Here is a 15,055-nt window from a genome sequence, read left to right as displayed (position 1 = left end):
TCCGACGTTTTAGTATATATATTTATTTGGTAAATATGGCTCCACTATTATCAACCCATCCCTAATTCTTGCTAATTCTGGATAGCTTGGCTTTTCGATATCATCTGGAGACATAGCTATAACATTTGCAATTTTTAATAGTTCAGGTTGTAGTAGGAATGCTGCTATTACCGCTTTTATATTTCCATTAGTCCCAGCGCTCACTTTACCCCTTATACGTCCTAAAACAATTACATTCCCTGCTGCATATACTTCTGCACCACTATTTATGTCTCCTACTATAACTATGTTTCCTTGGTAATTAATACATTCTCCGCTTCTAACTGTCTTTCTTATAAATTTAGTTTTCCCTTCGTATACACCGGAAAATACCTTAACCTCTTTTTCGTTCACCTGCTCAATTTCCTTTTCTATATCCTCTAGAACAATATCTTTTAATTCAATTTGAGTTAATAATTTTTCTTTAAGAATGCCTACTTCCTTTTTATTAACCAATTTTAAATCTATTCTTAATATTAGAGTTGTCCCTTTATAAAAATGCTTTCCTTTAGAAAGTTTCTTTATTAGTAATACAAGCATATCATCAAAACAAGCAAATTTATTCATATTGATAGTTGTATTTATTCCATCTTTATTTCCCTTTATTAAAATACCATCATTATTATACATTCATTCCCTCCAATGAATTTTGCAGGTTAAAATAGTTAAATTGTTTTGAAAATGGCAACCTCTCTAAAATTATATCATTATACTGACTATTTTTGTATATATGTTTCACTAATTTTTGATTAAATTTTACAAAAGCATATAAAACATCAAAATTTGATAATATGCATTGTATATACCAAAGCATTGAACAGCTATCACACTATAATATTACATCAACATAATCCCTTATATTAATACTGTCTTCATCTACTAAACAGTCTACTGCAACTATATTTACACCATTCTCTTTTGCATATTTTAGTGTATCTCCAAATTCCTTATGAGTCTCTACATTAGGTTCAAAATGAACAACATCTTTCATTTGTATTACAAATATTACGTAAGCATCATACCCTTCTCTAACGCAATCAATGAGCTCTCTAAGATGTTTAACACCTCTTTCTGTAGGTGCATCAGGAAACTTTACAATTCCATTATTCTCTAAAGTCACCCCTTTTACCTCTATAAAAATTTTCTGATGCTTTGTCTCAACATAAAAGTCAAACCTTGAATTCTTATATTTAGTTTCTGGTTTTATTAAAGTCACATCTTTTAAGAGGTTCCCTTTTAATATCCATTCATGAACAACCTTATTAGTTACTTGAGAATCCATATTGATCATTCTGTCTCCTTTTATAACGCCTATAAGAGAAAACTTGGTTTTCCTTTTTGGATTATCATTTTTTTGAATAAATACTGTCGCATTAGATGTCAAAAGTTCCTTGCATCTTCCAGTATTTTTTACATGGCAGACTTCTTCATTGCCATCAATTTCAACATAAGCTATAAATCTATTTGGTCTTGAGATAAATTTTCCTTTCAGAATATTATTATATTTCATTTTTCCCTCACTAAATCTAAATTTTTATAAAAAGGTATCTATAATTAGGTATGCAATTTTTATAATTGCATACCTAATATAGATACCTTACAAATTAATTAATTTTTATCAATTTATATTTAAATACAAAGTCTCTATTATAAATTTTTATTAATGAGTTTTATTTGTATTCGCCTGTGAAGCATTTGCTTCTTGGTTATACGGATTACCTAAAACATATTTTTTCCATGTCTCTGATGATGAAGTATACTGTGTGTCATTCTTTAATTGATCCTTGAAATAAGCATCATAAACCGCCCTTACCACTGGCGCAATACTACTTCCATGGCCTCCATCAAATACTACTGCTGCTACAGCTATCTGTGGATCATTTGCTGGTGCAAAACTGACATATGTTGCGTAAGGTTCCCTTCCTTTTTCTAATTGATCATCTGAAACATCGGCTGTACCAGTCTTACCAGCTGTTGGTATTGGATATCCTAAAAATGTAGAACTACCTGTACCATCTGCTTCTTGGTTAACCGCTGTCATTCCTTGTTTAACGGCATCCTGAGTCTCTTTTGATATTTTAACTGTATTTAAAACTTCTGGTTTAAACTCTTGAACTACATTTCCATCACCATCTGTAATCTTATCTACTAAATGAATCTTATATCTTGTTCCCCCATTTGCAAAAGTTGAGATATACGATGCCAATTGTAATGGAGTAAAGTTATTCATACCCTGACCTATTGATGCTGAAACAAGGGATCCTGGTGACCTTACTTGTCCTGGCTGATCATTAGCTGCAAATTGAGCTAAGGCTTGAGATATTGACGTTGCTTGAGCATCTAAATTTATATTTCTTCCTGCAATACTCGCTTTGTACTCATCTGAATTATTCATCAAATTTAATACATCTTTCCTAATATCTTTAGCAAATGCATCATGACCAACCGCTGTTGGATCATCAACATCTTTATTTATTGTATCTTTAACTTTATCTTTTATAGCTTTCTTAGACTTCCTAACTTCATCATTGTCATCTTCTTTATCCCTTATATTAATTGGAGTAAAATATATTGTATTATTATAATTTCCGCTATCTAGAAAATTAATTATATTATCTGTAGACATCTGTAGCACAGTATTTCTCCATGATGTAAAATTATAAGTTTGACCAAAGTTTTCTCCTATTTCTATTCCTGTCGATTGCTTAGCATTACTATTAGGATCAATCCCCAATCCAAACTGCCAAGCATAGTTTGCTATGGAATTTAAAGCTCTAGCTTTATCTTCAACATTTTTGCTCAAACCACCTGCATTTATATACATCTGAGTAGCAGTTTCATAAAAATAAAAGTTAATCGATTGTGCAATAGCTTTCGTTAAACCTATTGGTCCTTGTGCAGCTTCTAGTCCTCCTGGGTTAAAAGCCGAACCAAAAATTTCTGGGTGAGTATTAAAACTTCCAGTATCATTTATAATTGTACCTGGACTAATTGCTCCCGACTCTAAACCTGCAATAGCTGTAAGTGGCTTAAATGTAGAACCAGGTGGAATTAGTGACTGAGTTGCATAATTAAACGTTGCTTTTGGATATAAATCAAATTTATCCCATCTAGTTCCATTATTTAATTTAGGAAATAAATAATCAACAGTTTTATTAATACCCATTCTTTTAATAAATTCCTGTCCAAACTTTTCCAAATCAGGATTAAAATAATCCTGATACTGCTCAGGAGTTAACTGTCCTGGAACTGTAAATAAATTTGGATTCAAATTAGGATAACTTGTTAAAGCTAATACCCTTCCAGTTTTAACTTCAACTGCTACCAATGCACCTCTGGTTGCATTCAATAGTCTATTTCCTTTATCATCTCTTCCGGTAGCCTGCATATCAGCAATTTTATCTGCTAATGCTTGATCTGCTGCATATTGAATATCTCTATCTATTGTAAGATGCACATCATTTCCTGGATACGGTTCAAGTTTAAATAGCTCTTGCGAAACGCTTCCTTTAGAGTTAACTTTAACAGTTGTTCCACCCTTAACTCCTTTTAATTGTTCTTCGAAAGCCGATTCTATTCCAGACTTTCCTACATAATCTGATGAAACATCATACCCTTTAAGTTCATACGCTGATTTTTGTGTATCATTAATTGAAGATACATATCCTAAAACTGAAGATGCTAAATTATTATATGGATATGATCTTATGGGTGCCGAACTCACATTTATTCCTGGCAAATCATATTTCTTTTGCATTACTACTAATGAAGTATCTTTCTTAATATTCTCTGCAATAGTTACTGATTTATATCCTTTAAAACTTTGCATTTTTATAGCATCTTTTACAAGCATAAATTTTCTAATATCATTTAAAGAATACCCTTCTTTTAAAATCATATCTGTTAAATCCTTGCCTTCCATTTTAGAATAGACATTCTTCTTTTCTTTTGAGTCATAATCTGGGTCTACAAGGCCAATTAAATTATACGATTTAACTAATGCATAAAATGCATCGTCAGGAGTTATTTTCAGAAGTTCTTCATCTAGTTTTGCATTTTGTTCATCCGATAATTCTTCAACATCCTTGAACATTTTGTTTTTTAGAGTGTCATTCAGTCCCCTATCCTTTTTAAATCTCAATTCCTCTATATTTTGGGATTGTTTCTCATTAGTTTTATACTCAAAATATATATTATTATTACCATCAATTTTTAAAGGTAACGAATCCTGAATGCTTTCTCCATTTTCATCCAATATTTTAAAAAGTTCTTTCATAGTTATATAAAACTGTTTATCAGCATCTTTTGTTTCCGTATATGTAATAGTGTATGTTTGAATATTAGTTGCTAAAACATTTCCTTTGTCATCATATATTTTACCCCTTGGGGCTTTTTCTGATATAAATCTTGTTGATGTTACATCTGCTTTATCCTTATATTCATCATAATTAAATACTTGAATATATAACAATTTTAGAATGATCACTGAAAATATAGCTATCATAATTATAGATAAAACTGTATATCTAGAAATCTTCTTTTTCTTTTTATTAGTTGGTTTATTTACTATCATCTAAACCTCCATCTTTGCTTTGAATACTCATCATCATAAACATTCATTACTAATTTATACACAAAAAACATTATTACTCCGTTGTATACCCCCATAATGATACTTTTAGAAAATTGTATTTCAATATTAAAAAAATTAAATATCAACATAACTCCTGCGTATTTAATTATTGTTATAAAAAAAGCCGAGATCACAGGTATCAGTCTCTTAGTCTTTATTATTCCTGCTCCAATAAAACTTGCCAGAAGACATAGAAATAAATTCAATAATGAATTTACACCAAAACCATTAAAAAAGAAAATATCTTGAAGTATCCCACTCATAACACCCATAAATACAGCTCGTTCTTTCTTATTGACTAATGAATAAGCTATAGCGAAAGTAAACAGCAAACTGGGATATGCTCCTTTTATTGAAAAAAACGGAATTAGTGAGTTATCTAATATAACCAATCCTATAGAAATCAAAATAATAATTAATTTTTCCATTATAAACCTCTAATTATATTTAATTTCTCTCGTATCCTTTGGAGAGACAATAAATAATTCTTCTAACTTATTAAAATCTACATATGGTTTTACAACTGCATTCTTCATTACTTTTACTTTATCTTCTTCTACTGAAATTACTTCACCAATTCTAATTTCCTTTGGATAAAGCATTCCTACTCCAGATGTCATTATTACATCGCCTTCCTTAACATCTGAATTCATTGGAAGATCATATACCTTAGCTAAGTTTTCTCCCGTACTATCTTTGAAACCTTTTATATAACCTGTAGCATCTCTAGTACTTTGATCCATAACACTTACTGCTATATTTTCATTAATCAGAGATTGAACTATGCACCAATTACTCCCAACACTGGTTACTTGTCCCACTAGCCCTTGAGCCGCTATAACAATCATACCCTTTTGTATATTGTCATTTTTTCCTTTATTTACCACATAACCATCTAAAAAGTTTCCACCACTATATCCTATAATATCACATGCTACATAGTTATAATTGTTTCTTTCTTCCTGAAAATTCAACACTTGTCTTAATCTATCATTTTCTTCTTTTAAATCTGAATAACTAGCCAACTCATTTTCAAGTTCTTGATTTTCTTTAATTAATTCTTTATTTTGCGCTTTTACTTCTGAAAAATTCAAGAAAAAATCTAAGGTCTCTTTAATCCTACTAGTTCCTGAATATAAGAGACTTTGCACTGGATTTAAAGTACTACCGGCACCACTTTCAATAATACTTCTATTTTCCTTTCTAACTGTATAAACTATTAACCCTAAAAAGCTAACTGACAGTACTATAATAGTTACTGCCAGTTTATTCTTAAGAAGCTTCATATTTAACCTCTTTGATCTCTGCTAATTTTATCAAAATCTTCTAGTGCCTTCCCTGCTCCAAGTACTACGCAATCAAGAGGTGCCTCCGCAATATGTACAGGCATGTTTGTTTCTTTATTTATAAGTATATCTAATCCTTTTAGATATGCCCCGCCACCTGCTAACATTATACCTTTTTCCATAATATCTGCTGAAAGTTCTGGTGGAGTCTTTTCCAATGTTGTCTTAATTGATTCTATAATAGCATATACTGGTTCTTTTAAAGCTTCTCTAACTTGAGTTTCTGAAATTTCAACAATCTTTGGAAGCCCAGTAATCATATCTCTTCCTTTAATCTCCATGACTGTTTCTTCATCTGAAGTCCTATAAGCTGAACCTATTTCCATTTTAACTTGTTCAGCTGTTCTTTCTCCAACCATTAAGTTAAATTCTTTTTTAATATAAGATATTATTGATTGATCTAACTCATCACCAGCTATTCTAAGTGACTTACTAGTTACTATACCACCTAATGAAATAATAGCAACTTCTGTTGTTCCACCGCCAATATCAACTATCATACTTCCTGTTGGTTCGCTTACTGGAAGCCCTGCTCCAATTGCTGCTGCCATTGGTTCTTCCATTAAAATAACATCTCTAGCTCCTGAAAGTTTTGTAGCTTCTTCGATAGCTCTTTTCTCAACTTCTGTAACTCCTGATGGATAACAAACTATTATTCTTGGATTTTTAAATGCATTCTTAGTTGATACTTTTTCTATTAGACTTTTCATCATTGTTTGAGCTGTATCAAAATCTGCAATTACTCCATCTTTTAATGGTCTTATAGCTACTATATTTCCTGGGGTTCTACCAATCATAAGCTTAGCTTCTGATCCAACCGCTAATGTCTTTTTAGTCATAGTGTTCATTGCAACAACAGATGGTTCTCTTAAAACTATTCCTTTACCTTTTACAAATACTAGGGTGTTTGCAGTTCCCAAATCTATCCCCATATCTTTTCCTGATCCAAAAAATCCCATTTATTTTTCCCCTTCCAATTCTATATTAGTCCTCTTTCTTTGAGGCTAACAAATTTATTATTTCCTATTATAATATGGTCTACTAATTGAATTCCTATAATATTTCCACATTCTTTAATTCTTAGTGTTATATTTATGTCTTCTCTGCTAGGCGTCGGATCGCCTGACGGATGATTATGACATATAATTATCGATGCGCTATTCTTACTTATAGCTTGCTTAAAAATTTCTCTCGGATGCACAACCGACGTATTTAAACTACCCTTAAAAACATCTTTAATACCAACAACTATATTCTTGGTATTTAATAAGACAACTTTTAATACTTCTTGATTTAATTCGTTCATTTCTCCCATGAGAAGACTTGATAAGTCTTTTGGTGAAGTTATTTTGATGTCATTATTTATTGCTTTCAATGTTCTAAATCTCTTAAAAAGCTCAGCTAAAGCTAAAATTTGTGAAGCTTTTCCTTGTTTAATACCTTTTATAGATACTATATCATCAAAACTTGCATCTAAAATACCATTTAGCCCTTCTAGCTCAGATAAAAGCCTGCTACACAATTGAAGAACATTCTCTCCTTGTGTTCCAGTCCTAATTATTATTGCTAATAATTCCGAATTACTTAAAGATTCTGCTCCATAAGTTAATAATTTCTCTTTAGGTCGTTCATTTTGTGGTATATCTTTGATTTTAAGGCTACTTTCCATATAATATATTACCTCCAAATATATGATTTCCCCTCTATCCCTAAAATATAATTATTGTATCTCTTTAAGCATAAACTTTAGCTTATTCAGTGGCAGTCCAACAACGTTGTAATAACATCCTCTTATCTCTTCAACAAATATTCCACCTATCCCCTGGATTCCATAAGCGCCAGCTTTATCTAAAGGCTCACCAGTTTTTATGTATTCTAATATTTCATCGTCGCTTATTTCAGAAAAAGTAACTTCAGTAGATAAACTCTCTTGAATCGTCAAATTTTTAGCTGTATTAATCACAACAACACCAGAATAAACCAAATGTTTTCTACCTTGAAGTGATTTTATAATATTAAAAGCATCTTCTTCATCTCTTGGTTTTCCTAGTATCATATTGTCTATGGTGACTACAGTATCAGCTGAAATTATAATCGCATCCTCATCTAGCTTATTCTTAACATTCAGTGCCTTTCCTAAAGCTATGTCTTTAACATATCTATCTATAGAGCCCTCAAAAATAACTTTACTCTCATCAAAATTACTGACAATAACATCAAAATTCTTAATTAATCTACTTAAGAGTTCTTGTCGTCTTTCTGAAGCAGAAGCTAATATTACTTTCATATATTCACATCCTAAAATAAAGAATTTTGGCACATGAAAAATAATAGGCGAGCATAATGATCTCCCATTCTTTGAATGTACCTTATTATATATCATTGACAAATAATATATATTGTAGACATGTTAATTTTTTAACCAAAAACTATTAAATTTTAAAGGTGTAGAAATGATATTCTACCATTTCTACACCTTATAGTTTATCATTTAAGATGTTCTTAAACAAGTGTGTTATATTAAGTTATAAGTTTTTTTATATAAATGTAATTTTGTTGTAATAATTATTAACTAAATCTTTCAGTTTTTAATAAGTTTATATAACTCCTGCATATCATTGCTACTGTTCGTTTTATCCATTTCATCAGGCAGATTTTTTACATAATCATATAATTGGCTTATCTTATTTGATTTGGCTGTGCTTCCTTCATTTACAATTCCATCCGTCCAGGCTTTAAATTCTGCTGTTTTTATACTTTTCACCTGATTATCTTGTAACTTATTCACAATTGTCAAAAATCCATTCATAATTTCTATGAGCTTTTTATTTTCCAAGTCATCACTAGAAGCACCTAAACTAATTTTAGCGACATCAATATTATTGGACTTGAATTCTTCTATCTTTTTTAAGCCATCTTCCTCATTATATATTCCTGCTAAAACTCTATATTTACCATCATCTTCTACTATAAATGGCTGACAGTATTTTGATATTGCAGATAGCGACTCTTTTGCATTCTCCTCTTTTGAATAATAACCACATTGCAGTGCGATGATATTTTTTATTGTACCGTTATAGTCACCTTGAGTTGAAGATTTTGAACTATTTATGCCTACGTTTTGTACACTCTTCCCATCAAAGATAACATTGCTAATAAACACTCCTCCAACTATAGATATCCCAACGATAACGACAACACTACATAAGAATTTCATCCTGCCTGATTTTTTATATTCATATCTTGTGTATCTCATAGTCTCCCCCCTTTTGAACATTCTAAAAATAGCGTGTCAAAAGTTAAGTTTTATATGTCATCAAAACTTATAGAAAACATTATAAAACAGAATAATATTATATATATTTGACCTGCTATTTTTTCAGATTTCTTATATATTAATATTTATTCTGTAAGTTACACATATATGAATTATGTTAAATAAAAAAATATTATATAGGGCATATTTTAAAAATCTAAACTTATATATTTGCAATATTAAGGCTATAGAAAGTCATATTCCTACACTCCTAAGCATACTTATATATCATTTCTAACTATATTATATTTACATTTAGCATCTTAAGTTAACTATATCCATTAGCAAAAAATTCTTCTTGCAGTAGCATATCTTTCTGAATAGTATCCATCACACAATGAACTTACCATTACTGGTTTTCCAGACCTTGGCGCATGTATAAATTCTCCGTTTCCAATATAAATTCCCACATGACTAATTGATCCTTCTGTATTAAAAAAAACTAAATCTCCAGCTCTTAAATTACTTTTATCCACTTTAGTCCCTACATTTACTTGTGTATATGTAGTTCTTGATATATCTACACCAAATTTATTATAAACATATTGTGTTAATCCTGAACAATCAAAAGCATTTGGACCAACCGCTCCATAAACATATGGCTTTCCTAAAAACTTATATGCATAATTTACGACTTCATTTCCCTTACTAATTGCTCCTCTTGATACTGAATCTTCACCATTTGATACTGTTTCTGAATCTGATGGTGCTTTTATCACTTTAGCCGTTTTAAGTTCACTAGTCTTAATTGTAATTCCTCTATTATGTGTTAATGTAGTATCAGCTTTGGCATGTTGCATATTAATAAGAAAAACTCCCGAAAAAATAAAAGTTGTAATTACACATTTCATAAGCCTATTATTTTTAATTTTCATCTTAAATTCCTCTCCATACCTAATCTATATTACCATAAAAGGCATCTTGGTTATCGTTTACACTTTACTGCAAATTTTAAAACATGTTTCTAGTATAGTGATAAGCTAGGTAAAGGTCAAACCTTTTATACTTTTATATTCTTATTTATACCGAAATATCTCTAATTTCCTCAATATTACTATCAATAATGGTCATTTACTGTAAATTTATAATTTTCTGACTTTTGTTTTACATTTTGTTATTTCTTACTCATTATCTTTTTTATAAATAAACTTAAAACTCAAAATTGTGAGAGTAATAAAAAAACAGTAAGTTATCCAATAAATTTTCTGGTTAACTTACTGTTCTAATTAATTTTTTATACTAATTTCTAATTTCTTTGAGAACTTCTAATAAATATTCAAAGCATCTACAAGCAGATGATATACTTAAATGTTCATTTGGAGTGTGTATATCAATGATATTAGGCCCAAAACTAATCATATCTAAATCTCCAAGTCTTTCCTTAAGTATCCCACATTCTAATCCAGCGTGGATAGCTACAACTTCTGCTTCTTTTCCATACATTCTAAGGTATACATCTTTGCATATATCCCTTATTTTTGAATCACTTTTATATGGCCATTCTGGATATCCTGCGGCAGACTCAAATGTACCTCCCATAATTTCAGTTAAACATTTATTTCTTTCAACTATTTCTTCTTTCAATGAAAACACAGAACTTCTAACAGCACTATGATATTTTATATCACTTTCATTGGTTGTTACCACTCCAAGATTTGATGAACTTTCCACTAATCCTTCTATTTCAGAACTCATTGTGTTTACACCATTTGGATACAAATATGATAAACTAATTGCTTTAGTTGTAGTATCATCTGAAAATACTTTTTCTATTTTATCTTTACTTTCAGATAATGTTATCTTAAGTCCTGGATCTTTTGTGCTCAATTCTTTAGAAATATCACTATCTATCTTTGTTTTAGCTTCAATCAGTTCTTTTTCCTTTGATTGATCAATTGAAATAACCGCCATAGCTTCTCTTGGTATTGCATTATCTTTTGCTCCACCTTTTAATGAAACTAAATTAAAAGATACCTTATTTAAGATTTCCCTTAATACTCTTGCCATTAATTTATTTGCATTTCCTCTTTCTAAATGAATTTCAGCTCCTGAATGTCCTCCAGCTAATCCTTTAACTTCAATCACATATTCTTTTGTATTTTCTTTTTTATTTGTCCATTCAATAGGCAAAGTAGATTCAGTTCTAATTCCACCAGCACAGCTGACCCAAAGTTTTCCCTCTTCTTCTGAATCTAAATTCAAAACAATTTTTCCATCTAAATCTTTTGATCGTACAGCTTTAGCTCCAGTCATTCCTGTTTCTTCATCTGTTGTTATTAATACCTCTATAGCAGGATGTTCTATCGATGTGTCCTCCAATATTGCCATCGCATAAGCAACAGCAATTCCATCATCTCCTCCAAGAGTTGTATTATCTGCATATATATAATCATCTTTGACCACTAAACTTATTGGATCTTTTTCAAAATCATGAATTTTATCGTTATTTTTCTCACACACCATATCCATATGACCTTGGATTATAACTGTTGGAGCTTTCTCATACCCTTTTGATGCAGGTTTTTTAATAATAACATTTAGGGCATCATCTTGAATACATTCTAATCCTAAACTCTTTCCAAAGCTCAATAAATAATCACTTATTTGCTTCTCATTTCCAGAACCTCTTGGTATCTTACTTATTTCATTAAAATGATAAAAAATTCTTTTCCCCGTAATATTCTCTAAATTTTTCATTCTACTCTCTTCCTTTCATCAATTATATGATAGAATATGATTATACATATCTTTTCTTAGTTTATCATAAAATATTGCTATATTATGTATATTTTTATTATTTTATGATTAATTATTTCACACACTATAATATATATACAAAATTTTAATGTGAGGTGTTTATATGCAAAAAACAAAAATGATTTTTACTATTGGTCCAGCAAGCGATAATGAGGAGACTTTAAGAAAGTTCATTGAAATTGGGATGAGCGCTGCAAGATTAAACTTTTCTCATGGTACACATGAAACACACAAAGAAAAAATCGAACTAATCCAACGTCTAAGTAAAGAAATGAATTCTGCAACAGCTATAGTTCTTGATATTAAAGGTCCGAAAATCAGAACTCATAACTTTGTAAACGATGGTGTAACTCTTAATGACGGTGACGATTTCGATTTCATATGTGGCGAAGAAATTCTTGGTGATGAGAAAAGATGCTCAATCTCATATGATGTACTTTATCAAGATATAAAAGTTGGCGGAAAAATTCTTGTTGATGATGGTCTTCTAAAATTTAAAGTTACTGGTGTTGAAGGTAAAACAATTCATACAAAAGTTGTTGTAGGTGGTGAAATTAAAAATCATAAGGGTGTAAATGTACCTAATGTAGTTATTAAATTACCATCAATTACAGAAAAAGATATAGAAGATATAAAATTCGGATGTAAAATGGGCGTTGATTTTATTGCTGCATCTTTCATAAGAAAAGCCAGTGATATCTTAGATGTAAAGAAAGTTCTAAAAGAAAACCATGGGGAACATATAAAGGTAATAGCTAAAATCGAAAACCAAGAAGGTGTAGATAATATAGATTCTATCATCGAAGTAACTGACGCTGTAATGGTTGCCAGAGGAGATATGGGTGTTGAAATTCCAATTCAAAAAGTGCCTATAATACAAAAAATGATAATCAGAAAATGTAATGAAGCTGGTAAAGTTGTTATAACTGCAACTCAAATGCTTGATTCAATGATTAGAAATTCACTTCCAACTAGAGCTGAAGCAAGTGATATTTGTAACGCTATTTTTGATGGAACTGATGCAATTATGTTAAGTGGTGAAAGTGCTTCTGGTTGTTTCCCTATAGAAGCAGCAAAGACAATGTCAAAAATTGCTCAAGAAGCTGAAGAATACTTAGATTATAATCACTTAACTGCAAGACTTAGAGAACCATCACTTACTGACTACGCAGCTGCAATAAGTTATTCAGCATGTAGAACAGCTAACATCTTACATGCAAAAGCTATAGTGGCAGCAACTAAGAGCGGTGCTACTGCAAGACTACTTTCAAGGTACAGATCAAAGGCTCCAATCATAGCTATAACACCTTACGAACAAGTAAGAAAAGGATTAAGCTTAAATTTTGGAATCTTCCCAATGCCTTGTAAAATGTTTAACTCAACAGATGAAATATTAACAGAAGCTAAAAACACAGTATTTAGTCTAAATTTCACACAACCTGGAGATGATATAATAGTTGCTGCTGGAATGCCAACAACTCAAACTGGTGGAACTAATATGTTAAAAATAGAAAAGATTTAATTAAAATACTCCAAATAAAATAAGTATGGATGATTATCCATACTTATTTTTCATATTTATACTTCTGTAAATCTACTCAAATTTAAATCCTTTAAGTAAATCCCCCAAAGAGGTTCCACTTTCATCACTATTGTCAATATAATCAAGATATTCTTTATTATTTTCTACAGCTTCTTTTATACTTAATGCTATTCTTTTTTCTTCTCTATTGATACTTAATACCTTGACCTTTACTTTTTGATTAACTTCCAACACATCTGAAGGCTTTGCAATATGTTCATCTGTAATCTCTGTTATATGAACCAAACCTTCTATTCCATCAAATAACTCAACAAATGCGCCAAATGCAGTAAGACGTACAACTTTTCCTTCAAGTATATCTCCTTCATTAATGTCATTGCTATGAACTGTCCATGGCTCTTTAGTTACATCTTTTAATATTAATGATAATCTTTCATTTTTTCTATCCACACTACCTATAAATACTTCTACCTTATCTCCCTCTTTAACTATATCTTCAGGCCTATTTACTCTCTCCCATGATAAATCTGAAATATGAATTAATCCTTCTACTCCTCCAATGTCAACAAATGCTCCGAACTTAACTATTTTCTTAACAACACCGTTTCTTTTCTCTCCATCTTTTAAGTCATCCCATATATTTTTCTTATTTTTGTTATATTCTTCTTCTTCAAGAATTCTTCTTGAAGCTATAACTCTTTTATTGTTAAAGTCTAATTCAGTGATTCTAACATCTAAATCTCTTCCTACCAAATTACTAAGCTGGATTCTTTCTCTACTTGCAAGGGAGCCTGGGATAAAGACTTTTATGTTGCCATAATATGCAATCACTCCACCTTTAGTTTCTTCTTTCACATGTACTTTAACATTCTTTTCTTCTTTAAAGCATTCACTTAATTCTTCTCTATCCTTTATTTCTAAAGCTTTTATTAAAGAAAGTTCAACATACCCCTCACCATCATTTGGAGATATGACATAAACATAAATTTCATCATCTTTACTGACTACTTCCATTGGATCCCTGTCATCTATAGATACCTCTTCTTTAGCTATTAATCCATCGAAAGCATAATCTATATTAACCGAAACCTCCTTATCGTTTACATCTATAACCTTACCTTTTAATACATCTCCTCTATTTAGTCTTTTTACATCATATTGATTTAAAAGTTCGCTCATATTGCTTTCTAATTCTTCATTGGACATAGTATAATTCACTCCTCATTATAATTTTTCTTACTTACAATAATAGTCTAATAGAATCTTTTACACAAGTACGGTTTACTGTGCTACAAATATAATTATAATATAATCATTTTAAATTTAATCCTCATATTATCTTAATATAAAAATCCATATTGTTTTAATCTAATTATTCCCAAAATTATTTGCAATTTCATTATACAGTATCAAATACCATT

13 protein-coding genes are annotated in these 15,055 nt (G+C 30.4%); 1 reads left to right on the top strand and 12 read right to left on the bottom strand.

Annotated features, from left to right (window positions below):
* Positions 1-9: 9 nt before the first annotated feature.
* From minC to KEC93_RS02720, 11 genes are all read right to left on the bottom strand, one after another.
* Complete coding sequence (gene minC, locus KEC93_RS02770) at positions 10-669, bottom strand: septum site-determining protein MinC (protein ID WP_011967845.1); 660 nt, start codon at positions 667-669, stop codon at positions 10-12.
* Positions 670-868: 199 nt separating this feature from the next.
* Positions 869-1,549 carry a DNA/RNA nuclease SfsA gene (sfsA, locus tag KEC93_RS02765; protein ID WP_077868986.1) on the bottom strand — a complete coding sequence of 227 codons (681 nt, stop codon included), beginning with the start codon at positions 1,547-1,549 and terminating at the stop codon, positions 869-871.
* A gap of 150 nt (positions 1,550-1,699) precedes the next feature.
* Positions 1,700-4,612: a penicillin-binding transpeptidase domain-containing protein gene (locus KEC93_RS02760; protein WP_077868987.1), complete on the bottom strand. Its 2,913-nt coding sequence runs from the start codon at positions 4,610-4,612 to the stop codon at positions 1,700-1,702.
* Positions 4,609-5,100, bottom strand: a complete 492-nt coding sequence (gene mreD, locus KEC93_RS02755; RefSeq protein WP_077868988.1) for a rod shape-determining protein MreD — start codon at positions 5,098-5,100, stop codon at positions 4,609-4,611. Before mreD ends, KEC93_RS02760 begins: the two co-directional genes overlap by 4 nt.
* A gap of 9 nt (positions 5,101-5,109) precedes the next feature.
* The gene (gene mreC / locus KEC93_RS02750; protein WP_077868989.1) at positions 5,110-5,958 is read right to left on the bottom strand and encodes a rod shape-determining protein MreC; all 849 of its coding nucleotides are present in this window, start codon (positions 5,956-5,958) and stop codon (positions 5,110-5,112) included.
* 2 nt (positions 5,959-5,960) lie between these two features.
* Complete coding sequence (locus KEC93_RS02745) at positions 5,961-6,977, bottom strand: rod shape-determining protein (RefSeq protein ID WP_011967840.1); 1,017 nt, start codon at positions 6,975-6,977, stop codon at positions 5,961-5,963.
* Positions 6,978-6,997: 20 nt separating this feature from the next.
* Positions 6,998-7,687 (bottom strand): RadC family protein, encoded by a 690-nt coding sequence (gene radC, locus KEC93_RS02740; protein ID WP_077868990.1) that lies wholly within the window; start codon positions 7,685-7,687, stop codon positions 6,998-7,000.
* Positions 7,688-7,738: 51 nt separating this feature from the next.
* Positions 7,739-8,305, bottom strand: coding sequence for a Maf-like protein (locus KEC93_RS02735; protein WP_077868991.1), 567 nt, complete (start codon positions 8,303-8,305; stop codon positions 7,739-7,741).
* A gap of 294 nt (positions 8,306-8,599) precedes the next feature.
* Positions 8,600-9,274 (bottom strand): RNA-dependent RNA polymerase family protein, encoded by a 675-nt coding sequence (locus KEC93_RS02730; protein ID WP_077868992.1) that lies wholly within the window; start codon positions 9,272-9,274, stop codon positions 8,600-8,602.
* A 341-nt stretch (positions 9,275-9,615) separates the two neighbouring features.
* The gene (locus KEC93_RS02725) at positions 9,616-10,209 is read right to left on the bottom strand and encodes a C40 family peptidase (RefSeq protein ID WP_011967836.1); all 594 of its coding nucleotides are present in this window, start codon (positions 10,207-10,209) and stop codon (positions 9,616-9,618) included.
* 364 nt (positions 10,210-10,573) lie between these two features.
* Positions 10,574-12,031: an aminoacyl-histidine dipeptidase gene (locus KEC93_RS02720; protein WP_077868993.1), complete on the bottom strand. Its 1,458-nt coding sequence runs from the start codon at positions 12,029-12,031 to the stop codon at positions 10,574-10,576.
* Between the two features lie 163 nt (positions 12,032-12,194).
* Between KEC93_RS02720 and pyk the strand changes: the two genes are divergently transcribed.
* Positions 12,195-13,613: a pyruvate kinase gene (gene pyk, locus KEC93_RS02715; RefSeq protein WP_011967834.1), complete on the top strand. Its 1,419-nt coding sequence runs from the start codon at positions 12,195-12,197 to the stop codon at positions 13,611-13,613.
* Positions 13,614-13,685: 72 nt separating this feature from the next.
* On the opposite strand, the gene rpsA is transcribed toward pyk, so the two are convergent.
* Positions 13,686-14,840, bottom strand: coding sequence for a 30S ribosomal protein S1 (gene rpsA, locus KEC93_RS02710; protein WP_077868994.1), 1,155 nt, complete (start codon positions 14,838-14,840; stop codon positions 13,686-13,688).
* Between the last annotated feature and the right edge of the window lie 215 nt (positions 14,841-15,055).

It is taken from the genome of Clostridium beijerinckii (assembly GCF_018223745.1).
Taxonomy (GTDB): domain Bacteria; phylum Bacillota; class Clostridia; order Clostridiales; family Clostridiaceae; genus Clostridium; species Clostridium beijerinckii.
The sequence above is the reverse complement of the archived record's forward strand: the minus strand, read 5'-3'. Positions and strand labels throughout refer to the sequence as shown.

What these genes read in the sequence shown, in the direction of transcription:
- radC (WP_077868990.1), bottom strand. Translation starts at nt 7,687, where the DNA reads ATGGAAAGTAGCCTTAAAATCAAAGATATACCACAAAATGAACGACCT.
- pyk (WP_011967834.1), top strand. Translation starts at nt 12,195, where the DNA reads ATGCAAAAAACAAAAATGATTTTTACTATTGGTCCAGCAAGCGATAAT.
- KEC93_RS02720 (WP_077868993.1), bottom strand. Translation starts at nt 12,031, where the DNA reads ATGAAAAATTTAGAGAATATTACGGGGAAAAGAATTTTTTATCATTTT.
- mreC (WP_077868989.1), bottom strand. Translation starts at nt 5,958, where the DNA reads ATGAAGCTTCTTAAGAATAAACTGGCAGTAACTATTATAGTACTGTCA.
- rpsA (WP_077868994.1), bottom strand. Translation starts at nt 14,840, where the DNA reads ATGTCCAATGAAGAATTAGAAAGCAATATGAGCGAACTTTTAAATCAA.
- sfsA (WP_077868986.1), bottom strand. Translation starts at nt 1,549, where the DNA reads ATGAAATATAATAATATTCTGAAAGGAAAATTTATCTCAAGACCAAAT.
- KEC93_RS02730 (WP_077868992.1), bottom strand. Translation starts at nt 9,274, where the DNA reads ATGAGATACACAAGATATGAATATAAAAAATCAGGCAGGATGAAATTC.
- KEC93_RS02760 (WP_077868987.1), bottom strand. Translation starts at nt 4,612, where the DNA reads ATGATAGTAAATAAACCAACTAATAAAAAGAAAAAGAAGATTTCTAGA.
- minC (WP_011967845.1), bottom strand. Translation starts at nt 669, where the DNA reads ATGTATAATAATGATGGTATTTTAATAAAGGGAAATAAAGATGGAATA.
- KEC93_RS02745 (WP_011967840.1), bottom strand. Translation starts at nt 6,977, where the DNA reads ATGGGATTTTTTGGATCAGGAAAAGATATGGGGATAGATTTGGGAACT.
- KEC93_RS02725 (WP_011967836.1), bottom strand. Translation starts at nt 10,209, where the DNA reads ATGAAAATTAAAAATAATAGGCTTATGAAATGTGTAATTACAACTTTT.
- mreD (WP_077868988.1), bottom strand. Translation starts at nt 5,100, where the DNA reads ATGGAAAAATTAATTATTATTTTGATTTCTATAGGATTGGTTATATTA.
- KEC93_RS02735 (WP_077868991.1), bottom strand. Translation starts at nt 8,305, where the DNA reads ATGAAAGTAATATTAGCTTCTGCTTCAGAAAGACGACAAGAACTCTTA.